A 23,607-nucleotide genomic window follows, 5' to 3' on the forward strand; every position below is an offset into this window, starting at 1 on the left:
GATGAAAAAAGCGTTAATCGTATGGGGCGGCTGGGATGGGCATCAGCCAGAGCAGGTTGCTGCTATATTTGCAGACATGCTGCGGCAGGAGCAGTTCGAGGTGGAAGTTTCCGATACGCTGCAGGCTTATGCAGATGCGGAAAAATTGCTGGGGTTGGACCTGATCGTTCCCGTCTGGACGATGGGGGAAATCGAGCAGGAGTTGGTCAACAACGTCTCGGCAGCGGTGCAGAACGGAACGGGCCTCGCAGGCTGTCATGGGGGCATGTGCGACGCCTTCCGCAAAAATGTGGATTGGCAGTTCATGACCGGCGGGCAGTGGGTCGCTCATCCCGGAAATGACGGCGTGGAGTACATCGTCGAGATCAGACCAGGCTCCAGTCCGCTTGTGGCGGGGCTTCAGGATTTTACGATCCAGTCTGAGCAGTATTATCTGCATGTGGATCCGGCAGTGGAAGTGCTCGCTACGACCCGTTTTCCGGTAGCCGAAGGTCCGCACCGTACGAACAAGGCGGTGGATATGCCTGTTGCGTGGACGAAATACTGGGGGGCAGGCCGCGTCTATTACAACTCGCTTGGGCATCAGGCCAATATTGTGGAAATGCCGCAGGTGAAAGAAATGATGCGCCGGGGTTTCCTGTGGGCGGCGGAAGGCAAAGAGCAGTTGGCAAGCGCTGCAGCCGCAGGGAAGAGCAGTGTTTATACCGGTATGGGAGACAGCCAATAGGCGGGAAAGGGGAAGCAACATGCATAAAGTGAAGGTCGGAGTCATCGGCTGCGGGAAAATCAGCAGTATTTACATGGAGAACTGCCACAAGTTTGAGGTGCTTGAATTGATTGCCTGTGCGGATCTCGACCTGGAGCGGGCGAAGGAACAGGCTGCTAAATACGAAATTCCGCGTGTATATTCCACTGACGAGCTGCTGGCCGATCCGGATGTTGAGCTGGTTATTAATTTGACGATTCCAGCGGTGCATGCGGACGTTAGTCTGCGGGCGCTCGAGGCGGGCAAGCATGTGTACGTGGAGAAGCCGCTGACGGTCAGCCGCGAGGATGGGCGAAAGGTACTGGAGACGGCTGCGGCCAAAGGACTTCTGGTCGGCTGCGCTCCTGAAACCTTTATGGGAGCGGGCATCCAGACAGCGCTGAAGCTGCTGGAGGACGGCGTGATCGGGAAGCCGGTGGGGGCAACCGCCTTTATGATGTCAGGCGGTCATGAAACATGGCATCCCGATCCTGAATTTTATTATGCGGCTGGTGGCGGTCCGATGTTCGATATGGGGCCGTATTACCTAACTGCCCTGGTCCAGCTGCTCGGCCCGATCCGCAAAATTTCCGGCATGACCGGTAAGGCATTGGGAGAACGCACGATTACTAGCGAGAAGAAATACGGCCAGAAAATCCCGGTGGACATTCCGACCCATGTAGCCGGTCTGCTGGAGTTTGAAGAAGGTGCGATCGGAACAATGATCACGAGCTTCGATATCTTCGGGGGCAGCACCCTGCCGAGGATCGAGATTTACGGAACGGAGGGAACGATGCTGGTTCCTGACCCAAACACGTTCGGAGGTCCGGTCCAGTTCCGCAAAAAAGGGGAGAAGGATTGGACAGAGCAGCCGCTGCTGCCCGGTTATGATCAGAATACACGCGGCATCGGACCGGCTGACATGGCGTATGCGATCAACAGCGGCCGCCCGCACAGGGCGAGCGGCGAGCTTGCCTATCATGTGCTTGAAGCCATGTGGGCGTTCCACGATGCGGCGGAGCAGGGGACCTTTTACGAAATGAAGAGCACCTGCACACGTCCTTCTCCGCTTCCGCAAGGCCTGGCTCCTTATACTTTAGATCATTAATAAATTCCGCATGCTGATCCCGCCCCCGCAAGGGGGCTTTTTGTTGTGCTTGCATTTATTTACCGGGCTGGCTTGGAAGCCTCCACAATTAAAAACCAGGGTTCCGTCATCAGCTTTTCGTACGACTGCAGCCACTCTGTCCTCTTCTTGAATTCCGGCACCGGCTGCGGTTCAAGCAGCTGTTCTAGCATGAAGAAAGAGGTGGTGGTATTAATGATTTCCTGCAGCGGACGACGGAAGAAGGGCACCTCAATATGGCCCGCCTCTTTTTTGTTCCAGTTATCCGTCAACAGCTCACGCGTGAAATAATCCGGGCTCTGAAACTTTGCAAAGTCCATAAAAGGATGATGTACCGAATAGATCAGCCTTCCTCCCGGTTTTAAAACCCGCTGCAATTCTTTAAAGGTCTCTTCCCAGTCTTCTATATAATGCAGCGTGAGCGAGCTGAGAATCAGATCGAAGTAATCTCTCTCAAATGGAAGAGGCTCGCTCAAATCCAGATTTCGCACCTCCGCCCGGCCTACGGTCCGGCGTATGACGGCAGCGCACATTTCTGGACTCATATCCACCGCTGTGACATCCGCGCCCCGCTTGAGCAGCTGGTCCGTATACCAGCCGGCAGCGCAGCCTGCGTCCAGCACGGTACGTCCTTTTAAATCTTCAGGCAGCAGCTTTAACATGGCAGGCCGCTCGTAATAAGTGTTAAACGGGCTGTCTGTATCAATATGTTTTTCATAGTCGGCAGCAAGCTTGCCATAGGCCTCTCTTAACCTTTCTTTCAAACCGTTCCCTCCATTCTCTTCCTGTCACTGGAATCAAAGTTAGTATACATTTTACAGAGTGCTGAAGGAAAAAAGAAATTTTTTAAAAAATCGAACGAAAATCAGATATCCTGCCAATACATAGTGTAAGTCACAAAAGGAGGATGGGGGATGAGTCACCCGGAGGAATACGGCAGGCTGGTTCAGCTTAGCCTTGAGGGCAGCAGGGAGGCATTCAGTGCGCTTTATGAAGCAACCATTCAGGATGTGTACAAGACCGTTCATTATTTGACGGAGGAAAAAACAGATGTTGACGATATCGTGCAGGAGATCTATATCCAGGTACACAAGTCGCTGAAAAGGTATGATGCGTCCAAGCCTTTCAGACCCTGGCTAACCGGCCTCGCCATACGGCAGATCCACGCATACCGCAAAAAGAGATGGATGCGACTCAGGATTGGCATCAAAGCACTGAATTATACGTCGGAGAAGGAAGAAGATTTTTCACCACAGATCGTCGAGAAAATTTCGAACCGCTCATTGCTGGCGGCTGTGAACCAGCTGCCCTTTAAGCAAAAGCAGGCCGTAGTTTTGCGTTATTTGAACGAGTATACGCAGGAGGAAATCGCCGAAATCCTGGATATTCCGGTCGGTACGGTGAAGTCCCGCATTCATGCGGCACTGCAGAAGCTTCGGCAGCGGTACGAGCGACGTATTCTTATTCCGGGAAAGGTGGAGAAATTTCATGGATCTTGATCAGAAGTTAAAAAAGGCTTTTATTGAAGAAGCCGAGGATTTGAATGTACCGCCGCAACTGAAACAAAAAGTATTGAATAGCATTTATAAGCAAACAGGAGGAACTCAAATGAAGAAAAAAATGGTGATGGCCAGTATTTTGGCAGCTGCGTTATTGATTCCTGCAGGGGCGTTTGCCGGATATTCTTATCTGGCGGACGGCATCTACGGTTCCAAGGAAGCCCTCGTTGAAGCCGGAGGAACGGAGCAGCAATACGAAAAGCTCGAAACCAAGCTGGAGAGAGCCAAACAGGTGTTAAACGAACGGGAGTTCACGGAGTTTATGGCCCTTAATAAGCAATTGGCGGATTATAACCTTCGAATTGCCGACGCTCAAGGAACGGTACATCCGGAACGGCTCACGAAGGAAGAACAGCAAAATTATGCTCAGCTGCTGAAGAAGCTTGAGCCTTATTTTGAAAAGCTGAATGGGACGAAAGAAGTCGGACCATCCGCCGAAGCGGGTGATTAGATCCTGGATTAAGCCGATGAAGGCCGCCGAGTAAAGTAATTTATCATACAAAATAAATAGGTATGCCCCCAGAACATTGAGGGCATACCTTTTGAGCATTCAGAAGTCTGCCGGACTATGCTTCCACCGCTACAGCATGCCCCATTACCACCTTCACTTTGTGCACACCGCCATCGCCCATTGGTGGAATGACATTCCCGTCAAGGACCTTGTCGTCCAGTATAACCGAGGCGATTCCTTTGCTGACCTTATCCGGATTGGACACATGGATCACGAAGGTATCGCCCCGATATACTCTTGTAATGGTAAATTCCTCCCAGGCTGCGGGAATGCATGGATCGATTTTCAAACCGTCGAACTGGGGCTGAATGCCGAGAATCGACTGGGTGATGGCTACGAAATTCCAGGCCGCCGTTCCCGTCAGCCAGCTGTTTTTGGCTTCGCCTTCGCGGACAGCGTCTTTACCGGCAATCATTTGCGAATATACATACGGTTCCGTGCGATGGATATCGCTGATTTCCTCCAGATATGCCGGAGCGATTTTGCTGTACAGCTCAAAAGCGCGATCGCCGCGTCCGATCACCGTCTCCGCCATCATGATCCAAGGGTTGTTGTGGCAGAAGATGCCTGCATTTTCCTTGTATCCCGGCGGATAGGAAGAGATCTCGCCCAAATTCAGGTAATACTTGGAGTAGGGCGGGTTTTGCAGCACAATGCCGTATTTGGTTTCCAGCCTGTCAGCCACCGCATCCAGCGCTTTAACGGCATGGCCTTCCTCCACGCCGATTCCGGCCATTACGCAGAAGCCCTGTGGTTCGATAAAAATTTGTCCTTCTTCGTTCTCCTTGCTGCCCACCTTGTTCCCGTAATGATCGTAGGCCCGCAGAAACCACTCCCCGTCAAAGCCGTGCTCCAGCGTAACAGCCCGCATCCGGTCGACATGCTCCTGTGCGGTCTCCGCTTCTTCCGCAAGCCCCCGGCGCCGGCACAGCTCGATAAAATCCGGTCCGGTATATACGAACAGGCCGGCAATAAATACAGATTCCGCTACACGGCCTTCAATGTTTTGCGTGGTCTGGTAGGACTCATCCGGTATGGTGGAAAAGCAGTTCAAATTCAGACAATCGTTCCAGTCCGCCCGTCCGATCAGAGGAAGGCCGTGCGGTCCTAGGTTTTCCACGACATGGTAGAAGGAACGCTTCAGATGCTCAAACAGCGTGGCCGTATTATCCGGGTTGCAATCGAAAGGAACCTGTTCATCAAGGATGGTAAAGTCACCCGTCTCCTTGATATAAGCGGCCGTGCCGAGAATGAGCCACAGCGGATCATCATTAAAGCCGCCGCCGACCTCATGATTTCCTTTCTTGGTAAGCGGCTGGTACTGGTGGTAAGCTCCTCCGTCTTCGAACTGGGTGGAGGCAATGTCGAGAATCCGCTCGCGTGCCCGTTCAGGAATCTGGTGCACGAAACCAAGCAGATCCTGGTTGGAATCCCGGAAGCCCATGCCGCGTCCGATGCCGGATTCGAAATAGGAGGCGGAACGCGACATGTTAAACGTAACCATGCATTGATACGGGTTCCAGATGTTGACCATACGGTTCAGCTTCTCTTCATGGCTCTGCAGGGTGAATTTGGAAAGGAGGCTCTCCCAGTAAGCAGCAAGCTCGGCCAGTGCCTGTTCAACATCGCTTTCATCGCTGAAGCGCTTGATCATAGAATCAGCCGGTGCCTTGTTGATGACGCCGGGAGCCTCCCATTTGTCCTCTACGGCATTTTCCACATAACCAAGGATGAAATTGTAGCTGGCTGATTCGCCAGGCCGCAGCGTAATTTCCAGGCAGTGGGACCCGACCGGCGACCAGCCGCTGGCCAGAGAGTTGGAAGGCTGCCCGGCGGCCACGGCTTGTGGTTCATTGAGACCGTTGTACAAGCCGAGGAATGCTTCACGGTCGGTGTCAAATCCCGCAATGGGAGCGTTGACGGAGAAGAAGGCATAATGATTCCGCCGCTCGCGGTACTCTGTTTTATGGTAGATGACCGAGTTCTTTACTTCCACTTCCCCGGTACTGAGATTGCGCTGGAAGTTGGTCATATCGTCATACGCGTTCCAAAGGCAAAATTCAACAAAAGAGAACAGCTTCACCTGCTTTACAGTATCTGAAGTGTTGCTGACCGTTACCTGATGCACTTCTCCGTTAAAACCAAGCGGCACCAGCGCCAGCTGGTTGACACGGATTCCGCCGCGCTCGCCGGTGATGGACGTATAACCGAGACCATGCCTGCATTCATAGTGGTCAAGCTCCTTCTTGACCGGCATCCAGCCCGGTGTCCAGAAATCGCCCTGATCGTAGAGGTAGAAATAACGTCCGCCGTTATCCACAGGAATATTGTTATAGCGGTAACGGGTCAGCCTCCGCAGTCGCGCGTCCCGGTAAAAGGCGTAGCCTCCTGCCGTGTTGGACATCAGCCCGAAAAATTGTTCATTGCCAAGATAGTTAATCCATGGATAAGGCGTTTGCGGGGTGGTAATGACATATTCTCTATTTTTGTCGTCAAAAAAACCGTACTGCACTGGTCACAGCCCCTTTCATTTTGTGAAATCGTTCTCTTGAAGGTCTTCTTTCCGGACCTGTTAATTCCTTCCGTATCCGTGCATGATCTGAATTTCCTTAACCAAGTTCCTAAAATTACATACCAAATTCAGCCCGTACACTCCGCTCTCCGGGTTGCCCTCTGTATGGTGAAAAAGGTAAGATTTAGTTAGCTCATAACGGAAGGCAGGGAAGTATTTATGAAAACACGCTCATTTTCAGACACTTTATATGATCAGATATCCGCAGCCCTGCTGGAATCATGGTCACTGCAGACCAGTTCAAAATGGACGACGGATAATCCGGCCTGCGGGCAGTGCGGTGTAACCGCTTTGGTCGTTCAGGACCGCCTCGGCGGAGAAATCCTGAAGACGATGACCGCAGGGGGTTGGCATTACTATAATCGAGTCAACAATAACGTCTATGATTTCACCGCATCGCAATTTGCAGGGGAGATCGAGTATTTGCATGTGCTCTCTTCCAGAACGGATGCGTTCGGCTATACGAATCAGGAGCAATACGATGCACTAAGCAGCAGAATGGCGGAGCTACTCGACAGGCAGTGAACATGGAGCATAGGGAGCGTCGAAATCCGATTTCTCATATAAAGGATGGATGATGTAATGGAACCAAAATGGCTTACGTGGGCAAAGCAAATTCAGGCCATCAGCCAGACAGGACTTGCATACGGCCGAGATGTGTACGATATCGAACGGTTTGAGCAGCTGCGGGAGTTAAGCATTAAGATGATGCAGGAATACACCGGGATGGAGACGGACAAGCTGCGCTCACTGTTTGCGGCGGAAACGGGATATGCAACCCCGAAGGTGGATGTGCGGGGCGTCGTTTTTCATGCTGATGAAATCTTGCTGGTCAGAGAAAAGTCGGACGGAGCGTGGGCGCTTCCGGGCGGATGGGCGGATATCGGGCTGTCCCCGGCGGAAGTGGCGGTCAAGGAGGTCCGTGAAGAATCCGGCTTTGAGGTGCGGGCGGCTGGTTTGATCGGCATTCTGGACAAAAAATTTCACGATCATCCGCCGGATGCGTACCATATTTATAAAATATTTATCCACTGCGAAATTACGGGCGGAGAAGCGCTTGAAGGAGTGGAGACTTCCGGGGTCGGCTTCTTTAAAGAGGACAATTTACCGCCTTTGTCCATATCAAGGAATACGGAAGCGCAAATGAAACGATGCTTTGATTTTTACCGGAATCCGGAACAGAAGGCGTGGCTGGAATAAAATTCTTTTTTAGTTTTGAGTAAATAATCAATTAAATGTATATTTATGCTATATGTAAATGAAAGAGGGTAGCAAATGTGCATAAATATATTGAAGAACTCTCCCTGAACGCGCTGCCGGCGTTCTATCAAATGTCAATCGACGGCTGGATTGCGCGTTATGCCGACGGGTATACAAAAAGGGCAAACTCCGTAAATCCCATCTATAGCGGCGAAGGCATCAGTGTTGAGAGGAAGCTTTTGGAGTGTGAAAACTTTTATACAAGTGTCGGCCTTGATCCAGTATTTAAAATGACACCTTTTATTCACCCGAGTAATCTGGATGAACTGCTGGAGCACAGGGATTATGAAAAAGCGGATCTGTCCAGTGTGCAGACATTAAAGCTGGATCATATCGATGAGGCTCAGATAGAGGATGTGAAAATTTCGGCAGAAGTCGATGATGAGTGGATGGATGTGTTCGCTCGCTCCACTGCTTTACCAGCAGAGCGTATGGCGATCAAGCGTAAAATGCTGTCCTTGCCGCCATTTAACAAGGCTTTTATTATGCTGTATAAAGACTCTGCGCCAGTGGCTTGTGTAACAGGGGTGATGGAACGGGAATGGATCGGGATCTACGATCTTGCCACTCATCCACAGCATCGCGGCCAGGGATATGCCCGCCAGCTTGTTTTAAAGCTGCTGCAGTGGGGAAAGCGCGAGGGAGCCGGGTACAGCTATTTACAGGTATTGAAGGATAACGGTCCTGCCTTGAGGCTGTACGGTAAGCTCGGTTACCGCGAGGCTTACACCTATTGGTACAGAGTGAAGAAGGAAATGTCGTGAAAAGGAGCTGCGTGAATGCTGTCGAGGCTAATCCGGGCACTGCCCAGAGACTGGCTTGTCTATATGTACAAAACAATGCCTTTTAAGGGGATCAAAGATTATGCGGTGCGGCAAGCCCAAGTAAAATTTTTGGTGTCCGTGCTCGGTGTCATCACGGACAGCTCCGGCAGAGTTATGCTGCTCAAGCATACATACCGCGAGGAGCCGTGGGGCATACCAGGGGGCTGGATGGAGGGGGAGAAGCCGGAAGAGGGGATGGCAAGAGAAATCCGGGAAGAAACGGGACTGAGTGTGAAGCGGTTAAGGCTTGTTAAAGCCATATACGGGCAGAAGCCTGACAGAGTGGACCTTATATTCAGAGGGGAACTCGGCGGGGAGTCCGGTAAAAAAGGCTTCCAGTCCAACAGTGAAATATCGGAAATGCTGCTGTGCAGGCCGGGGGACTGGCCGAAAGGATTGCCGGAGGATCAGAAGAAATTAATCACAGAGCTGCTGAGGGAAGAAAGGTGAACATCAGGATAAGCTGCAATCATTGGAAGCATTGATTGATTATCGTTCGGGGAAAAAAGAAGCACTGGAAGAGCAGGAATAGCTGATGCTGATGGTTGACCGGCATTACCTGCAGGAAGGGTATACGGAGGCCCTGAGCGGGAGAATAGAGTTTATGAAAGAAAGCGGCGATCCTGCGCCTTTGCCTGACAGCACTTGTGTAATCGTCATACAAAAGAAGAGTTGAGCTAATGATTCGGAAGTCCTTTTTTATAGTAAGGGCTTCTTTTTCTTTGCAATTTATGCTCCGTTTTTAAGCAAAAACTGGTACAATATAGGGATAAACGTAGAATTTAGATGCTCTGAAAGCGCTTATCCTTAACTCAAGGAGGATCAATGATGCTGATACAATCGGAGCTGCTGCGCTTGCGAGCGGCAGTGGAGCTGGATCTCCAGTTCATTATGGATACGGAGAGCCACCCGGGAAATACGAATTTTATCGGGCAGTGGGACTATGAGCGGCATTTGGCAGGACTGAAGGACCCGAATATGCTGTATATGATCATCGAGAATACGGAAGAGGAACGGGCCGGGTTTATCATTTTGACAGGTCTGCAGGACCCGAATCAGTCGGTATGCCTGGAAAGGATCGCGATGCAGATGAAGGGCAAGGGATATGGCAAGGAAGCGGTGCGACTGGTGACGACCTGGGTATTCGAGCACACCGGGGCACATCGCTTCTGGCTGGATGTCAAGGTGTTTAATGCACGCGCAAGACATGTGTACCAATCGGCAGGTTTTGTCACCGAAGGTACTCTGCGGGATGCGTCCAAAAGGGGCAGCGTGTTTGAATCCCTCGTTATCATGTCCCAGCTTCGCCCGGAATACCTGCTGCGGAAGGAGTCCTAGTTGTTTCGGCTCGGATAAAGGCATGACCGTATTGGTTATTGAAGGAGAGCAGTTGGAGAAGGCATTGCCAGGGCTTGATTAAAAGAAAATGAGGGGGAAAACAATGGATTCATTGAGTGATTCTTGGTTTTGGGATTTATTTAATTATTTTCCTATAGTCGTATTTATTTTTATCGGATTTATTTTCCTTTTGTTCATTTTTTCTATAACAAAGGGGATCAGAAACTGGTCCTCCAATAATGCCGCACCGGAGCTGTCGGAGGAATGTACCGCAATTACGAAACGCACCAGGGTGTGGGGAGGCAGCGGAGATATGAGCTCCAAGACCGATTATTATGTTACGTTTGAGTTCCAAAACGGCGAACGCAAGGAGCTTGAAGTCAAGGGAGAGCAGTACGGCTTGATCGTGGAAGGAGACCGCGGGAAGCTGGTGTACCAGGGGACACGCTTTAAGTCGTTTGAACGGCTTCCGGCACAGAATTCAAATTACTGATCATCGGAAAGCAGGTGGCAGGTTTGTATCTCAAAAGTGTGGAGTTGCTCAGGGACAAAGTTCCTTCCATGGTGGACTATCCTTTTCATCTGCCGGCAATTCGTTCCCTGAATAAGCTCCATTTCACACATAAAGTAACTTTTTTTGTAGGGGAAAACGGTTCCGGCAAATCCACGCTGCTTGAGGCGCTGGCCTATCAAAGCGGGTTTCATACCGCAGGCGGAGGCAGGCATAACAACTATCAAGTGCATGCTTCCGAATCTGCGCTCGCTCCTCATATACGGCTGAGCTGGATGCCCAAGATTACAAACGGATTTTTTTTGCGGGCAGAGTCTTTCTATCATTTTGCTTCCCATATTGATGAGGTGGACAGCGGCGGTTTTAGGCGATATGGAGGGCGTTCGCTGCATCAGCAATCGCACGGGGAATCGTTTCTGAATCTGTTTCTGCATCGCTTTATTGAAAAAGGGATTTATTTGCTTGATGAGCCTGAGGCCGCTTTATCGCCCACACGCCAGCTGAGCTTGCTGCGGATTATCCGGGACTTGTCGGGACATAGCCAATTTATTATTGCTACACATTCACCGATCCTGCTCGGTTACCCGGGGGCGCAAATTTTGAGCTTTGATGGTTCCTCGATCAGGGAGATTGCGTATGAGGAAACGGAGCATTACTATGTAACCCGGCAGTTCCTGACCAATAGAGAGCCGATGCTCGATGAATTATTCCGGGATGATGGGGATTAGATAGTGTGTATACATTGTTTTAAGTCAGGGGTGGTCGATTGGTATTGCATGTAATGCTGACGGTTCTGGTGGTGCTGAATCTGGTGCTAATTGTGCGCAGGCTGCAAGTGCGGAAGCGTGCTGGTACGGTTCTGTTTCGCGGCAGACCGGACAAAATGCACTGGATTTTATGGGCGGATATAATCGCGGGTATTATTTATTTTGTGATCTCGGAAGAAAACCGCGGTGGCAGAGGTTTCCTCATAGCTATGGGGATTGCGCTCCTGCTTCATTGGCTTAACCGTTTTGAGTACGGCCCGAATGGTCTTGCTCTGGCTCTAAAATTCGTACCGAAAAAAGACATCATTCATATCAAACCGGTAGAAGACAGCAACGAACTTGATGTCATTATTACGGAGGCCGACGATTATTTTCGGCTGGTGCCTGAAAGAAAGTACCGCAGTGTTGAACTGCAAAACATCCTCCGGCCTCAAAAAGAGAGAGCGCCATTTCTCAATATATACATAGGTATAAAATATAAGGAGGACATGTCCAACCAGGCTGATATTGAACGTATGAGCACTTTTCTTGAGACAGCGGGGGCGCGGACTTATTGTACGGTCAGAGATATGGAAGCCTGGGGGAGAAACCATGTGCCTCCGGCTTTGCTTATGGAGGAAAGCCTGAAGCAAATAGACCGCTGTGACTTGGTGCTGCTTGAGCTATCGGAAAAAGGAGTGGGCCTCGGCATCGAAGCCGGGTATGCGCATGCCCGCAAAAAGCCGGTTATCGTTGTCGCCAAATGGGGTACGGATCTATCCTTTACTGTTCAGGGAATTGCCGATCGATTGATCATTTATGCGGATGAACGGCATTTGCAGGAGCAGCTGGGGCCGGTTGTGAAGTCGTATCTAAACCAGGAGGAAAATAGTGTTAGGTGACATAGATTATCCCATGGAAAAAATTCGGAAAATAAACTGAGAGGATACCTCAGGGCATCCTCTCTTCTTCGTATTATTTGTTGCCCCCGTACCAGAGCTCCAGGCGGTTCTTGATCAGCTGGGTGTATGTTTTCTCCGCTTCCGGGACGCCAGCTTCGTCGAAATCCTTCAGCATCGTATCATAAATGGTGTCAAACTGGTCCTTAGGGGCTAGAATGGCTTCCGGTATCCTTTTGCGCACGATATCCTGTGACTTCTGGTAGATGACATTGTAATCGGTGTTTGTCGGCACCGGCATGTTATAAGCTGCGCCCCATTCTTTCACCGGGAAGTCTTCTTCGGTCTTGAAGAGGTCCTTCCACATCGTAATATTATACGCTTTCAACGATTTTTTCTCTGCTTCACTGTAGTTGGCTGTGATCATTTCCGGATAGAGGGTCGTGTAATAGTTGCCCGTCGAATCCTTTATGCCATCCCCATAATGAGGTCCCCAGCTCCAGTACAGTCCAATCCCGGATTCTTTCTGAAAATTGATGTTATCGTTGTTTTTGCGCTCCTGCACATCGGGAGGAACGACTCTCTTGCCGTTTTCTATGTTGTATTGCTTGCCTTCAATGCCCCAGTTGCGCAGGATTTGTCCTTCCTCGGAGGCAAGGTAGTCCAGAAATTTAATCGTGCGGATCGGGTTTTTGTTATCCACCGAAATGCCAATACCGTAAGCGGTGTCAAAGCCAACTGACTGGAAGGAGGGATCATCGTATTCCTCGCTCAAAGTCACAGGGAAATGCGCGTAAGTATATTCGGATTTGCCCGCTGCTTTCAAAGCGTTCTCTGCATCCTGGTAATTCCATTTTTGATCGATAAGCCCGATGACGCGGCCGCTGGCAATTTTCGACTTGTACTGGTCGCTCTTTTGCACAAAGGTTTCCGGGTCCAGCAGGCCTTCATTGTACATATGGTTCAGCCAGCGGAAGTATTCGCGCTCTTCCGGCCGGCGGTAATGCAGGATCGCCTCGTGCGTTTCAGGATCGATATAATATTCCCCGTCGTTGGGAGCGCCTGTAGTTTGAACTGCGGGGTTGGTCACGGTAATCATAATTTTCCAATCGTCAGCGTCGAGGGAGAGGGGGATGGTAGGCTGCCCGTTGGTCGTAGGATATTTCTCTTTATAAGTCCGGAGAGCGTTTTCAAAATCTTTAACCGTACGAATCTTCGGATACCCCAGTTTCTCCAAGGCTTGGTGCTGGATCTCAAAGCCGCCTACGGTATCAAAGGTGACGCTGTCCACGCCCATATTGGTCGGAATCGTATAAATTCCGGGGTCGTCCAGGCTGTATTTAATCCGGTTGAAATATTCACCATAAACTTTTTTAATGTTTGGCCCGTATTGATCGATCAGATCGGTCAGGTCAATGAGGGCACCAGCATCCACCAGCTTGCCTATATCGTCCTTGGGATAGATCATATCCGGATAATCACCGCTGGCGATCATCAGGGCGATTTTGTCCTTGCCGCTGCCGTTCACGGCAAATTCCGCGTCCACGGTAACACCTGTTTTCTTCGTAACTTCCTTGCCGATATCATCCTGCATGTTGTTCCAGTTCGCACTGCCCTCGCCGCTAAAATAGGTCAATGTCAGCGGGCTGGTATCGTTCGGATCATCCTGGTTGTTCGAAGCGGCTTCCGGACCGCCGCAGCCAGCAGCAGCGAGCAGCAGCGAAGAGAGAAGAATGGTGGAAATCCGGCGCACTGCTTTCGTTTTGGTCATTAAATAATCCCCCTTCTAAGAAAATGAATATACCAATGAAAGTGTTTTCATAAATGAATTCTAAAAAAACACAGGCTAACAGTCAAGGGGAATATTCAAAATGTTTTGTTATTTGTTAGGTTTTGTTATCATGAAGCATTTATGCTACGATAGAACAAATAAATCAACGGGTGATGGAAGATATGCGAGGGAAAGTAACCTTACAGGAGATCGCAGATGCGGCAGGCGTCTCCAAGTTCGCCGTCTCCCGTGCGCTGGCGGGTAAACCGGGGGTAAGTGAAGACACCAGGGCAGCGATTGTGGAATTGGCCGGGAAGCTCGGTTACTTCAGGCAGGAACAGCGAGGATTTGCAGCGGGACAGTCTGCGGAGCAGACCACTTGGAAGGGTACGGTTGCCGTGTTGTTTCCCAATATACGGAGCCAGAACAGGGAGTCCAAGTATTGGGGGCCTGTTTTTGAAGGCATAGCGGATCAACTGAATGCAAAAGGGCTGGATGTGCTCACATTGACGGAGCCATCCTCGGATGACGTATTTTCGCTGCTGAATCCTGAAGCGATCCGCGGCATTATTACGGTGGGTTCGATATCAACAGGAATTCTGCTGAATATCCGGCGTCTTGGCATACCGTTTGTCATGGTCGATCACAGAGATCCGGCCGTTCGTACGGATACTCTTTTTATAGATAATTGGGCATGCATGGAGGGTATACTTCATTGCATGATCGCCAAAGGATACAGACGAATGCAGTTCGTGGGCAACATCCATGACGCCTTCAGCTTTCAAGAACGCTGGGCCGCATACCGTGCGACGCTCGAAAGAAACGGAATCGATGTGCTGCAGGACGAAAGACTTTTCGCGGGGGAAACGGCCGATTTGTCTGCTTGTCTCGTAGACATTGCGGCTCAAGGTTTGCCAGAGCTGTTTGTATGTGTCAATGATTACACCGCCCAGCTGGTGATTGCTGCCCTTGAAGGCTGCGGGGTCCGTGTTCCCGCAGATTGCGGCGTTACCGGATTTGATCATACGCATGAGCAGCATCCCATTGCTGCGACCGTCAGGATGGACAAGGAGCTTCTCGGCTGCCGCTCGGTGGATCAGCTGCTTTGGCGGATCATGAATCCGGCCTCTCCTTATGAGAAGATAGCGATGGATGCCGAACTGGTAGTGCGGGGGCAGTATCTATCTGCTGCAGGCAGGGAAAAAGTGACTAAATAACATGTGGACAGCCGTCCGGGAAACTTAATTGTAGTATCATAATAAGAGGATAATATGTTCAGTATACGAGCATATATCCTCTATTTTTTTACATATTAGAATCCATATACAGGTATTAAAAATAGCGTTTAATATATTAATAATGTTATAGTTCAATAAGAATAGCTGGAAGGCGTAGCCCACAGCGGGAGGCGTAGCGAGGTTTTACCGAGCGTTATCATTTATGTCATTGTGGATGGTGGAAGTCTATGAGGGTGCAAGAAGTTCTTTTTGAGGATAACACTAAGAGATACATGTTAATAGATGGGGAGGGACTCCCTGTGGTTCCAGTTTTGAAATACCTTAAATACATGGATCAAACGGGGAAAAGTAGAAATACACAGAAGACGTATTGTTACGCATTAAAGCACTATTTCACGTTTCTGCAAGAGACAGGAAAAGATCACCTTCATATACGGTTAGAGGATCTAGTAACGTTTGTCGGTTGGTTGCACGATTACACCTTGAAATCAACAAATGAAACAGGCGCTTGAAAAGCTCATACGGTACTTCGCTAGCTTTGGATGAGAAGGTAGAAAAGCAAACGGTTTGAAGTCCACAGATTTTGGCTTTAACGACACCGGAGCGATAACCATCCCATTGTCCCAAAGCTGCGTGCATAAAGAATACAAGTAACTGATGTGCTGTAAATTTGCGTGCTGTATCTTTGTAGTTCAACTCTTTCAGTATGCTGATCACATCTTCTTCTTTAAGAAGAATTTGAACAAAGTTTGTAAACGTGGTAGACTTTTTCATGAGGTCTCCTCTTTCAAATCGGGTTCTGTGGTGGAATCGATTTTATCGAAAGAGTGGCCTTTTTTCAACTTTTGGATACCTTATTTTGGTTAATCAACAGGCGTGATCAACTATATCTTTAAGTATCAACAGTAACCTATATATGGAGGGAAGAACTATGCCTTATATTAATCTTCAAATAACAAAGGGCGCTTCTCGTGATCAGAAAGCCCAAGTTGTTAAAGAGTTTACAGAGACTCTGGTTCGGGTTCTTGACAAAAAACCAGAACATATTCATATTGTCATCGAAGAAATTGAGGATGAAAACTGGGGGTTTTCAGGAATTTTGACTGATGATTTTAGAAAGCAATAAAAGCAAAAGAAGTAGATCTTGCCGCTCGAAATTACTTAGAGCAAGTTGGTTTGAAGGGAATTTTGTTGCATAGGACAAGTCATATCCCGTATGACGTTCGAGGTTTCCACTTTCCTGTTCTTTAAGGAATGTGGGTTCACAAGCGTTACGTTCTCTTTGATACGGGTTACAAAATACTGCTTCTCCGCGACATATTGATCAAAACGCTTGATCTTCCCGTAAGCGCGGTCATTTACTAAGATGTAATCCTTGTCCGCAAGCTTCTCACCGATAGGGCTATCATGAACTGAAGCAGCTCTTATTAATTACTTCAAACCCGAGTATAATGAAAAATTCAAGAATAACTTTCCAAATATCGAACACCTTGGTTACAAACATTACCACGACTTAGATTATAATTCCGTATTGGTAGAACTTGATACTGATACAATAAATGCGAATTTATTTACAAATGAGGTAGCCTATTCAAAATGGAGGGCTTTAGAGCAGTCAGTAGTTCATAACGAGTATCTATATTTGTAGCAAAATGTACAAGTCAATTTTAGCTAAGGCAAGCCCGCCAAGGGTTCAGCTAAACGGGACACGATAGTTCAATCAGAAAAAGGGTTTCATATATTAGACATATCTAATATATGAAACCCTTTATTTTTCTTCATTTTTTAATTTTAGGTCTTGATAAGTCAACCGGACGGTTTTTTGCGCATTCCAGAAGCTGGTTGACCTTCATGAAGTGTGATGTTATTTTTGTTATGTAATAAACCTAACTGTTAGGTTGAAAAGTGACGAGCGGAGGGCTGATGATGGAAAAATGGACACAACGGCTGGGTGAATGGAGATTTAAGGCAAGCGCTGATCAGGAATGGCTGCCGGCGCAGGTTCCGGGCTGCGTACATACCGATTTGCTGCGCTGCGGCAAGATTTCCGATCCGTTCTACGGAACGAATGAGCGGGACCTGCAGTGGATCGACAAGCAGGATTGGGAGTATGAGGCCAATTTTGCGGTCCCGACTGCGGCAATGGCTTTGCAGCAGCTGGATCTGGTGTGTGACGGTCTGGATACTTATGCGGATGTGAGCGTTAACGGTGAGTTGGTCTTTTCTGGAGATAATATGTTTCGTACCTGGAGATATGATATCAAGCCGTTTGTTCATGCTGGCGATAATGTGCTCCACATCCGCTTCCGCTCACCCATCCAGGAGGACCTGCCAAAGCTGGAGAAGCTCGGATACGGGCTTCCTGCGTCCAACGACCAGTCCGAGGTTGGGGGGCTGGGGGACCGCAAGCTGAGTGTATTTGCCCGCAAGGCTCCGTATCATTATGGCTGGGATTGGGGGCCGCGTTTTGTTACGAGCGGCATCTGGCGTGAGATGAGGCTGGAGGGCTGGTCAGCTTGCCGCATCTCGGACCTGTTCATCCGTCAGGACACAGTTCAGGCCAAGGAAGCGAAGCTCATGGCCCTGGTGGAGATTGAGGCGGCGGAAGAAGGCTCATTCAAGCTGCGGCTGACGGCAGGTGGCCTGGAATGGAGCAGCCAGGCGGAATTGAAGAAGGGTGTCCAGACGGTTGAAATTCCCTTGACGATAGCTGATCCGAAGCTGTGGTGGAGCCGGGGGCTGGGGGAACAGCATCTGTATGACTTCCGTGCCGAACTGCTTCTTGAAGAACAGGCGATTGCAGAGCGCTCCGTGCGGACCGGACTGCGCTCGATTCGGCTTGTGCGTGAGAAGGATGACAAAGGCGCAAGCTTTTATTTTGAGCTTAACGGTGTTCCCGTGTTCGCCAAGGGAGCCAATCACATACCCAATGATAGCTTTATTACGGAGGTTACGGCTGAACGGTACCGGCACGAGGTAGCCAGCGCGGCTGAATCCGGCATGAATATGCTGCGCATATGGGGAGGCGGTATTTATGAGGAGGATGTGTTTTACGAGCTGTGCGACGAATACGGGATTCTGGTATGGCAGGATTTCATGTTTGCCTGCAGCATGTATCCGGGGGATGAGGCATTTCTGAACAGCGTCCGTCTGGAGGCGGAGGACAATGTGCGGCGTCTGAGGAATCACCCCAGCATTGCCCTCTGGTGCGGCAACAATGAGATTGACGCGGCATGGGCGCAGTATAATGAGCAGGGAGGCTGGGGCTGGAAGAAGGATTATACCCTCGAGCAGCGTAAACGGATTTGGACGGATTATGAAGCGATCTTTCACCGTGTTCTACCTGAAGCGGTCGAGCGGTTTGCGCCTGGCAGCGACTACTGGCCATCATCTCCCCTGATTGCCCTGACCGGCGATGCGGGGCAGCATGCGCATTCTTCATCTACAGAAGGAGATATTCACTATTGGGGTGTATGGCATGCGGTTGAACCCTTTGAAAATTATAACGTATACGTCGGCCGTTTTATGAGCGAGTATGGCTTTCAGTCCTTCCCGGAATACCGCTCCGTTCGCTCCTATGCTGAGGAGCATGAGCTGGAGCTGGAGTCGGAAACGATGCTTGCACATCAGAGGAACGAGGCTGGCAACCGGCTGATCAAGCAGTATATGGATATGTATTTGCAGGAGCCGAAGGATTTCAAAGCTTTTTTGCATATGAGCCAGATACTGCAAGCGGATGCGATGGAGATGGCGATCGAAGCCCACCGCCGCAGCAAGCCCTACTGCATGGGTTCCCTGTATTGGCAGATGAATGATTGCTGGCCGGTTGCATCATGGGCAGGGATGGATTATTTCGGACGCTGGAAAGCGCTGCAGTATAGAGTCAAGCGCAGCATGAGTGATGTGCTGCTGTCGGTGGCCGGGCATATCAAGGGGATTGTAACGTTCCATATAGTGAATGACAGCCTTCAGGCCGTTAAAGGCAAGCTGAATGTGAGTGTACTGCATATTCTCGGAGGTACAGTCAAGCAGCTCGAACAGGACGTACAGGTCGAGCCCAATGGATGCGAAACGGTTTTAACTCTTGGTGTCGAGGAACTGCTTGAGGGCAAAAATCCGGCAGAGCATATGCTTGTGGCAGTACTCCAGGATGAGCTGGGCGCTACGAAGGCAACGCGCGAGTATTATTTTGCGGGCATCAAGGATATGGCTCTGCCCATCCCGCTTATCGAATGCCGGGAAAGCGGAGAAGACGGGCATTGGACGCTTACGCTGAAATCGGATGTATTAGCCAGACATGTATGGCTGTCTGCCGAGCGTGAAGGCATTTTTACGGATAATGACTTTGATCTTGTACCAGGAGTCCCCAAGACGATAGGCTTTTTGACCGGTGGCGGAGACAGCTCTTATTTCCAACCGCAGGCGCCGGGACAGGTTACGGTCCGCTCCATCACAGATTATATTAAACAAACGGCTGCTCAACCGTGAGCTTGAGCTTCGGGTTTTAACATATTAAGTGAGCCTATAACCCGTCCGATGCTGATGCATCGGATTTTTTCTTTACAATCTCTCGAAAATTGCGTATTAGATGATGGGCAATGGAAAATTTCTTTACGCCAATTAATTGGTATGATATGCTAATCGCAACTTATTAAACGCATTTAATAAGTCTGTATTGGGGTGGATGAAATGAGCGAATTAACACCAAGTCCAAGGTCTTTGAGAAAAATCATTCTGCGCGGCATCCGTACCGAATTGTTGAAGCATGAGAGTACAACGAAGATTGAGCTCAGCCGCAAGCTGGGCATCAGCTTTCCGACAGTAAGCAAGTTCATTAATCAGATGGAGAAGAGCGGGGAAGTGTTTTCGCGCGGACTGGATCATTCCGGGGGTGGAAGAAGAGCGGCCAGATACGAATACAATGCGGATTACAGGCTTGGCTTGGCCGTATTTTCAGAACGTAGTGCAACAGGATATGTTGTCTTCAACTGCCGCGGCGAAGTGAAGGAGCGTAAGGAGATTGCAGGTGTGCTGACCAAAGATATCGAGAGCTTTGCCGGGCATGTCGAGCCCCTGATTGCAAAATATCCGAAGATCAGCGTGCTCTCGATCGGCGTTCCCGCAGCCGTCAGCAACGGACGCATCATTTACATACCAGGCAATGAGCAATTTCAGGATTTGGATTTAAAGGGCTTTTGTGAACAGCGCTTTTCCATACCGGTTGTTGTGGAAAATGATATGAACGCCGCAGTGCTCGGCTATCATTTGCACTGCAGGCATAAGGATGTCTCCTCGCTCGTATATCTGTATTTTGGCTCGAACGGTCCCAGTGCCGGCGTTATGGTCAATGGCCATCTGGTACGGGGCAGCACCTCTTTTTCGGGCGAAATCTCGTTCGTTCCACAATACGATAACCGTAACTTCCTGCAGGCCATGCAGTTTGTGAAGGAGAAAGCGTTAGGCGCAGGGGCTGATTTCGATCCGGTGAGCAGATTGATTGCTTCGATGGCGTCAATTTTGAATCCGCACAGGGTTATCTTTTGCCATGATGAAGTCACGCCTGTCATGCTGGCGCAAATTGCGACAGGCTGCACGGCATATATTCCGGCTGAGCACCTGCCGGAGATGGCGGTCAGCAACTTGAGAAAGGACTATCTTAACGGCTTGCAGGGCCTAGGATTGGAGCTTATGCTGGCCGAGGCGGATAAAAACGATGAATAGGAGAACAACATGGCTAGCGGCCATGTTGTTCTCCTCGGAAAGGCTGAATGCCTTTTTCAGCGTCAGCCGAACGAAGGATGACGGTGGAGCAAAATCTTCTTTGAATTGAAATCACCTTATATTGAAGTCATCTCTGCCCCCTTCGCTTTGCCGTTCTAGGCTTGCAGCGGCTGAGCTCTTTGGCTGTAAGCGGACGGGTGCAGGAGCATGAGGAAGCGGAGCGGCGTTTTACTCCCGAGGCGTTGCCGGACGGCCGCGCTACCTGCAGATTGAGGGCCCGCATGGCCCTTTCCACGGGAAAGGCGAGGGAGATGCGACCATCCTGCGAGCCTGCAAAATTGACAGCTGCCGCATAATTGTCGCTGCTCCGCAGCCACACGGAGCCTGAGTCTCCCGGCAGCGAGACAGGCTTTGATCCGCGTATAACGCTTTGGTTGCGGAAGCTTAGTACCCCTAAATTTTCGCCGTACTCCACTTTTACATCCGTATGGATCGACTCTACCTTTCCAGAAACCAGCCCAGTCGTTCGGCCAACTTTTTTCATCTGCTCCCCAACCTTGTACGAAGTAACATATCCTGGTACGGCCCCGACAGTAGCGTAGCGGGGAGTAACAAGATTGCTGAGGCGCGGGGCGGAAATGGCGGCATCCATCAAATTTTGCCCGGATTTGCGCAGCTTGACATAACGATACAGCGTTCCGATACGGTCGGAAGATGCCTTTCCGCCATCTGCTCCGCCGGGCTGAAGAGTAGGAATTAATCCCCCCTTATTGTCCGGATTCAGCACATGATTATTGCTGAGCATATAGGTTACGCCCGGCTGATTTTCGTCGGCAACAATGAGGCCCAGGCTACCGGAATACTCCGTTGTTCCGATGCTGTAGCCGGCAGGAACGGGACGGATTCGGCGTTTGTAGTTGGCATTTGTCCTGAAGGGCTGTGAACGCACGATGCGTACCGGCGCACTTGTCCCTGTTGAATGGACCGCTACAGTAGAAAGAGCGGATTTGGCTGCAGCCAATGATTCCGTATAAATGATGACGGCGGCCCCTTTTTTGCGATTCTTCGGGTCTTTGTATCCGATCCCCACTCCAAATACCCCTTTGGCGGCAAGCCATTTTTTTGCATGTTTATTTTTCATTTTCAGCGCTGCTGCGAAAGTTGCCAACCTGATCACTCCTCCTTTGTAGTCACACAAGCAGTTTATGGGGGAGGAGGGCATTTTGTTTAAGTTTTTCTTAACTTTTGGAACATTGTGGAATATATCAATCTGTTGTACACTTGCGGGAACAGAGGAAATGAAGGGGAGGGGCTGTGATGCAATCATTTTTTGTTCAGCCAGAAGATGTAAAGCTTCATGTGCTTGATTCCGGCGATGAGGCGTCTTCCTCGCTTTGTCCTGTCATGGTGTCTCCCGGGTTGTCGGAAACGGCGGAGGAATATGAAGAATTTATACGGGAAATGCTGCCGCGCAGAACGGTGGTGCTATCCTACCGCGGGCGTGGACAGAGCTCGACGCCTGATTCCGGGTACGGGTTGAAGCAGCATGTGTCCGATCTTGCTGCGGTGATTCGGGAGAGGGGGCTGAGCAGGCTTCACCTTTTTGCTTATTCGCGTGGGGTATCCTATGCCTTGGGTTATGCTTCCGCGCATACGAAAGAGATTGCGTCCCTTTCATTGCAGGATTATCCTGCCCGCCATTTGGCCATGCCTTCCGGCTGGGCGGAGGATTATATCACAAACTATCTTGAGCCCTTTGGCCGTACGTCCAATATCCGCCCTGCCGCTGTACGCGCAGTTGGTGCGGAATCGGAGAACTATCCGTTTGAAATTCGCTTCCCTTTTCCAATACTGGTCATGAGAGGGACTTTGGAGGGATCGCTGCTACCAGATGAAGAGCTGCAGGCATACCTGGGCTCCGATCAGGTTACGGTCAAAAATTTCAGCCGTTCAGGCCACGATATCCGCTCCGTGGAGAAGGAGCTATTTTATCAAACGCTGATCGGGTTTATCGACGAAAGGGAGGCTGCATGTACACTGGATTGAAATCATTGAACTATCCCGGCAAACTCATCGTGTTTGGGCTGCTTGCCCTGGTGTCCCTGGGCGGCACCCTGTGGATTTTGAGCATCAAGCTGCCGTCGGGCAGAGCCCCCTATACTTTTATCTGGTGGGATATGCTGCTGGCATGGATTCCGGCCGTGCTTGCTGTTTTGCTGGATGTTTGGTATGCCATGCGGCGGGGCGGGGTCCGAAACCTGCTGCTGGCGGGCACGGGGCTGGTGTGGCTGGTCTTTTATCCCAATACGCCTTATTTGATCACGGACATGCTGCATGTGTTTGCAAGATATCCTTTTGATCCTAATGAACGCTTCTGGGTCGCCATCGATTTCTGGAACCATATGTTAGCTATGCTGCTCGTAGGCCTGTCAGGCTTGATGATGGGGTGTGTGTTGCTGGATTCCGTGAGGCAATTGGTGCGCAGGTCGTTCGGGCGGACGGCGGGTGTGCTGTTCGCTGTCATGGTGCTGCTGCTCAGCAGCTTCGCCATTTATATCGGACGTTTTATCCGCGCCAACTCCTGGGATATCGTCAAAGACCCGGTCTCACTGTACAACCAATTGGCCGAGATTTGGGCTACGCCAGCCGGGAAGGAGCATATGCTGCATTTTTGCGGGATGATTTTTGCCGTTCTTGCGGCGGTTTATATGCTGACCTTGGCCGCGTCCTTGAACCGGAAGTCTGCCAAGGGAGAGTGACCGAGTGTAAACGATGAAGAGCTCGGA

General features: G+C 50.1%; 25 protein-coding genes and 1 pseudogene. 20 read left to right on the top strand and 6 right to left on the bottom strand.

Annotated elements, in window-relative coordinates:
• The first annotated feature begins 1 nt into the window (after nt 1).
• Together ACI1P2_RS12130 and ACI1P2_RS12135 are read left to right on the top strand one after the other, a co-directional pair.
• Nucleotides 2-727: a ThuA domain-containing protein gene (locus tag ACI1P2_RS12130; RefSeq protein ID WP_355320063.1), complete on the top strand. Its 726-nt coding sequence runs from the start codon at nt 2-4 to the stop codon at nt 725-727.
• A gap of 19 nt (nt 728-746) precedes the next feature.
• Nucleotides 747-1,853, top strand: a complete 1,107-nt coding sequence (locus tag ACI1P2_RS12135) for a Gfo/Idh/MocA family protein (RefSeq protein WP_355320065.1) — start codon at nt 747-749, stop codon at nt 1,851-1,853.
• 59 nt (nt 1,854-1,912) lie between these two features.
• On the opposite strand, the gene ACI1P2_RS12140 is transcribed toward ACI1P2_RS12135, so the two are convergent.
• Complete coding sequence (locus ACI1P2_RS12140; protein WP_355320067.1) at nt 1,913-2,635, bottom strand: class I SAM-dependent methyltransferase; 723 nt, start codon at nt 2,633-2,635, stop codon at nt 1,913-1,915.
• 150 nt (nt 2,636-2,785) lie between these two features.
• On the opposite strand from ACI1P2_RS12140, the gene ACI1P2_RS12145 reads away from it, so the two are divergent.
• Together ACI1P2_RS12145 and ACI1P2_RS12150 are read left to right on the top strand one after the other, a co-directional pair.
• Nucleotides 2,786-3,370, top strand: a complete 585-nt coding sequence (locus tag ACI1P2_RS12145) for a sigma-70 family RNA polymerase sigma factor (protein ID WP_355320069.1) — start codon at nt 2,786-2,788, stop codon at nt 3,368-3,370.
• 109 nt (nt 3,371-3,479) lie between these two features.
• A complete protein-coding gene (locus ACI1P2_RS12150) occupies nt 3,480-3,881 on the top strand; it encodes a DUF3600 domain-containing protein (RefSeq protein ID WP_355320071.1) in 402 nt (133 codons plus the stop codon).
• 115 nt (nt 3,882-3,996) lie between these two features.
• Here the strand turns inward: ACI1P2_RS12150 and ACI1P2_RS12155 are convergent, their stop codons facing one another.
• Nucleotides 3,997-6,453, bottom strand: a complete 2,457-nt coding sequence (locus ACI1P2_RS12155) for a GH36-type glycosyl hydrolase domain-containing protein (protein ID WP_355320073.1) — start codon at nt 6,451-6,453, stop codon at nt 3,997-3,999.
• Nucleotides 6,454-6,672: 219 nt separating this feature from the next.
• Between ACI1P2_RS12155 and ACI1P2_RS12160 the strand changes: the two genes are divergently transcribed.
• From ACI1P2_RS12160 to ACI1P2_RS12200, 9 genes are all read left to right on the top strand, one after another.
• Entirely contained in the window at nt 6,673-7,038 is a 366-nt protein-coding gene (locus ACI1P2_RS12160) for a YunG family protein (protein ID WP_355320075.1), read from the top strand.
• Between the two features lie 57 nt (nt 7,039-7,095).
• Nucleotides 7,096-7,713 carry an NUDIX hydrolase gene (locus ACI1P2_RS12165; protein ID WP_355320077.1) on the top strand — a complete coding sequence of 206 codons (618 nt, stop codon included), beginning with the start codon at nt 7,096-7,098 and terminating at the stop codon, nt 7,711-7,713.
• Between the two features lie 77 nt (nt 7,714-7,790).
• Entirely contained in the window at nt 7,791-8,537 is a 747-nt protein-coding gene (locus ACI1P2_RS12170; protein WP_355320079.1) for a GNAT family N-acetyltransferase, read from the top strand.
• 15 nt (nt 8,538-8,552) lie between these two features.
• A complete protein-coding gene (locus ACI1P2_RS12175; RefSeq protein WP_355320081.1) occupies nt 8,553-9,047 on the top strand; it encodes an NUDIX hydrolase in 495 nt (164 codons plus the stop codon).
• An 85-nt stretch (nt 9,048-9,132) separates the two neighbouring features.
• Nucleotides 9,133-9,273, top strand: coding sequence for a hypothetical protein (locus ACI1P2_RS12180; RefSeq protein WP_355320083.1), 141 nt, complete (start codon nt 9,133-9,135; stop codon nt 9,271-9,273).
• A gap of 152 nt (nt 9,274-9,425) precedes the next feature.
• Nucleotides 9,426-9,935 (top strand): GNAT family N-acetyltransferase, encoded by a 510-nt coding sequence (locus tag ACI1P2_RS12185; RefSeq protein ID WP_355320085.1) that lies wholly within the window; start codon nt 9,426-9,428, stop codon nt 9,933-9,935.
• Between the two features lie 103 nt (nt 9,936-10,038).
• Nucleotides 10,039-10,428, top strand: a complete 390-nt coding sequence (locus ACI1P2_RS12190) for a DUF2500 domain-containing protein (protein WP_355320087.1) — start codon at nt 10,039-10,041, stop codon at nt 10,426-10,428.
• 23 nt (nt 10,429-10,451) lie between these two features.
• Nucleotides 10,452-11,174: an AAA family ATPase gene (locus tag ACI1P2_RS12195; RefSeq protein WP_355320089.1), complete on the top strand. Its 723-nt coding sequence runs from the start codon at nt 10,452-10,454 to the stop codon at nt 11,172-11,174.
• Between the two features lie 38 nt (nt 11,175-11,212).
• On the top strand, nt 11,213-12,094 hold the full coding sequence (locus ACI1P2_RS12200; RefSeq protein WP_355320091.1) for a hypothetical protein: 882 nt from the start codon (nt 11,213-11,215) through the stop codon (nt 12,092-12,094).
• 73 nt (nt 12,095-12,167) lie between these two features.
• On the opposite strand, the gene ACI1P2_RS12205 is transcribed toward ACI1P2_RS12200, so the two are convergent.
• A complete protein-coding gene (locus ACI1P2_RS12205; protein ID WP_355320093.1) occupies nt 12,168-13,862 on the bottom strand; it encodes an ABC transporter substrate-binding protein in 1,695 nt (564 codons plus the stop codon).
• 182 nt (nt 13,863-14,044) lie between these two features.
• Here ACI1P2_RS12205 and ACI1P2_RS12210 point away from each other — a divergent pair, with 182 nt between their 5' ends.
• Both ACI1P2_RS12210 and ACI1P2_RS12215 read left to right on the top strand, forming a co-directional pair.
• The gene (locus tag ACI1P2_RS12210; protein WP_355320095.1) at nt 14,045-15,079 is read left to right on the top strand and encodes a LacI family DNA-binding transcriptional regulator; all 1,035 of its coding nucleotides are present in this window, start codon (nt 14,045-14,047) and stop codon (nt 15,077-15,079) included.
• A gap of 248 nt (nt 15,080-15,327) precedes the next feature.
• Nucleotides 15,328-15,576 (top strand): annotated as a pseudogene (locus ACI1P2_RS12215) (site-specific integrase); the annotation flags it as partial.
• Here ACI1P2_RS12215 and ACI1P2_RS12220 read toward each other — a convergent pair.
• Nucleotides 15,494-15,874, bottom strand: a complete 381-nt coding sequence (locus ACI1P2_RS12220) for a hypothetical protein (protein WP_355320133.1) — start codon at nt 15,872-15,874, stop codon at nt 15,494-15,496. The pseudogene ACI1P2_RS12215 and the gene ACI1P2_RS12220 sit on opposite strands and share 83 nt — an antisense overlap.
• Before the next feature lie 157 nt (nt 15,875-16,031).
• Here ACI1P2_RS12220 and ACI1P2_RS12225 point away from each other — a divergent pair, with 157 nt between their 5' ends.
• Nucleotides 16,032-16,226 carry a tautomerase family protein gene (locus ACI1P2_RS12225; protein ID WP_007430441.1) on the top strand — a complete coding sequence of 65 codons (195 nt, stop codon included), beginning with the start codon at nt 16,032-16,034 and terminating at the stop codon, nt 16,224-16,226.
• A gap of 35 nt (nt 16,227-16,261) precedes the next feature.
• Here the strand turns inward: ACI1P2_RS12225 and ACI1P2_RS12230 are convergent, their stop codons facing one another.
• Nucleotides 16,262-16,528: a hypothetical protein gene (locus tag ACI1P2_RS12230; RefSeq protein ID WP_355320131.1), complete on the bottom strand. Its 267-nt coding sequence runs from the start codon at nt 16,526-16,528 to the stop codon at nt 16,262-16,264.
• A gap of 498 nt (nt 16,529-17,026) precedes the next feature.
• Between ACI1P2_RS12230 and ACI1P2_RS12235 the strand changes: the two genes are divergently transcribed.
• Both ACI1P2_RS12235 and ACI1P2_RS12240 read left to right on the top strand, forming a co-directional pair.
• Entirely contained in the window at nt 17,027-19,588 is a 2,562-nt protein-coding gene (locus ACI1P2_RS12235; protein ID WP_355320097.1) for a beta-mannosidase, read from the top strand.
• Between the two features lie 201 nt (nt 19,589-19,789).
• Nucleotides 19,790-20,821 carry an ROK family transcriptional regulator gene (locus ACI1P2_RS12240; protein WP_355320099.1) on the top strand — a complete coding sequence of 344 codons (1,032 nt, stop codon included), beginning with the start codon at nt 19,790-19,792 and terminating at the stop codon, nt 20,819-20,821.
• A 127-nt stretch (nt 20,822-20,948) separates the two neighbouring features.
• Here ACI1P2_RS12240 and ACI1P2_RS12245 read toward each other — a convergent pair whose 3' ends face one another.
• Complete coding sequence (locus tag ACI1P2_RS12245; protein ID WP_355320101.1) at nt 20,949-21,989, bottom strand: chymotrypsin family serine protease; 1,041 nt, start codon at nt 21,987-21,989, stop codon at nt 20,949-20,951.
• Nucleotides 21,990-22,138: 149 nt separating this feature from the next.
• Between ACI1P2_RS12245 and ACI1P2_RS12250 the strand changes: the two genes are divergently transcribed.
• The gene (locus tag ACI1P2_RS12250) at nt 22,139-22,867 is read left to right on the top strand and encodes an alpha/beta fold hydrolase (protein ID WP_355320103.1); all 729 of its coding nucleotides are present in this window, start codon (nt 22,139-22,141) and stop codon (nt 22,865-22,867) included.
• Nucleotides 22,852-23,580 (top strand): DUF1361 domain-containing protein, encoded by a 729-nt coding sequence (locus ACI1P2_RS12255; protein WP_355320105.1) that lies wholly within the window; start codon nt 22,852-22,854, stop codon nt 23,578-23,580. Before ACI1P2_RS12250 ends, ACI1P2_RS12255 begins: the two co-directional genes overlap by 16 nt.
• Nucleotides 23,581-23,607 lie beyond the last annotated feature (27 nt).

Source organism: Paenibacillus jiangxiensis, assembly GCF_046098255.1.
GTDB classification, from domain to species: Bacteria; Bacillota; Bacilli; order Paenibacillales; family Paenibacillaceae; genus Paenibacillus; species Paenibacillus jiagnxiensis.

What these genes read in the sequence shown, in the direction of transcription:
- ACI1P2_RS12130 (WP_355320063.1), top strand. Translation starts at nt 2, where the DNA reads ATGAAAAAAGCGTTAATCGTATGGGGCGGCTGGGATGGGCATCAGCCA.
- ACI1P2_RS12135 (WP_355320065.1), top strand. Translation starts at nt 747, where the DNA reads ATGCATAAAGTGAAGGTCGGAGTCATCGGCTGCGGGAAAATCAGCAGT.
- ACI1P2_RS12145 (WP_355320069.1), top strand. Translation starts at nt 2,786, where the DNA reads ATGAGTCACCCGGAGGAATACGGCAGGCTGGTTCAGCTTAGCCTTGAG.
- ACI1P2_RS12150 (WP_355320071.1), top strand. Translation starts at nt 3,480, where the DNA reads ATGAAGAAAAAAATGGTGATGGCCAGTATTTTGGCAGCTGCGTTATTG.
- ACI1P2_RS12160 (WP_355320075.1), top strand. Translation starts at nt 6,673, where the DNA reads ATGAAAACACGCTCATTTTCAGACACTTTATATGATCAGATATCCGCA.
- ACI1P2_RS12165 (WP_355320077.1), top strand. Translation starts at nt 7,096, where the DNA reads ATGGAACCAAAATGGCTTACGTGGGCAAAGCAAATTCAGGCCATCAGC.
- ACI1P2_RS12175 (WP_355320081.1), top strand. Translation starts at nt 8,553, where the DNA reads ATGCTGTCGAGGCTAATCCGGGCACTGCCCAGAGACTGGCTTGTCTAT.
- ACI1P2_RS12180 (WP_355320083.1), top strand. Translation starts at nt 9,133, where the DNA reads ATGCTGATGGTTGACCGGCATTACCTGCAGGAAGGGTATACGGAGGCC.
- ACI1P2_RS12185 (WP_355320085.1), top strand. Translation starts at nt 9,426, where the DNA reads ATGCTGATACAATCGGAGCTGCTGCGCTTGCGAGCGGCAGTGGAGCTG.
- ACI1P2_RS12190 (WP_355320087.1), top strand. Translation starts at nt 10,039, where the DNA reads ATGGATTCATTGAGTGATTCTTGGTTTTGGGATTTATTTAATTATTTT.
- ACI1P2_RS12205 (WP_355320093.1), bottom strand. Translation starts at nt 13,862, where the DNA reads ATGACCAAAACGAAAGCAGTGCGCCGGATTTCCACCATTCTTCTCTCT.
- ACI1P2_RS12210 (WP_355320095.1), top strand. Translation starts at nt 14,045, where the DNA reads ATGCGAGGGAAAGTAACCTTACAGGAGATCGCAGATGCGGCAGGCGTC.
- ACI1P2_RS12220 (WP_355320133.1), bottom strand. Translation starts at nt 15,874, where the DNA reads ATGAAAAAGTCTACCACGTTTACAAACTTTGTTCAAATTCTTCTTAAA.
- ACI1P2_RS12225 (WP_007430441.1), top strand. Translation starts at nt 16,032, where the DNA reads ATGCCTTATATTAATCTTCAAATAACAAAGGGCGCTTCTCGTGATCAG.
- ACI1P2_RS12235 (WP_355320097.1), top strand. Translation starts at nt 17,027, where the DNA reads ATGGAAAAATGGACACAACGGCTGGGTGAATGGAGATTTAAGGCAAGC.
- ACI1P2_RS12240 (WP_355320099.1), top strand. Translation starts at nt 19,790, where the DNA reads ATGAGCGAATTAACACCAAGTCCAAGGTCTTTGAGAAAAATCATTCTG.
- ACI1P2_RS12250 (WP_355320103.1), top strand. Translation starts at nt 22,139, where the DNA reads ATGCAATCATTTTTTGTTCAGCCAGAAGATGTAAAGCTTCATGTGCTT.
- ACI1P2_RS12255 (WP_355320105.1), top strand. Translation starts at nt 22,852, where the DNA reads ATGTACACTGGATTGAAATCATTGAACTATCCCGGCAAACTCATCGTG.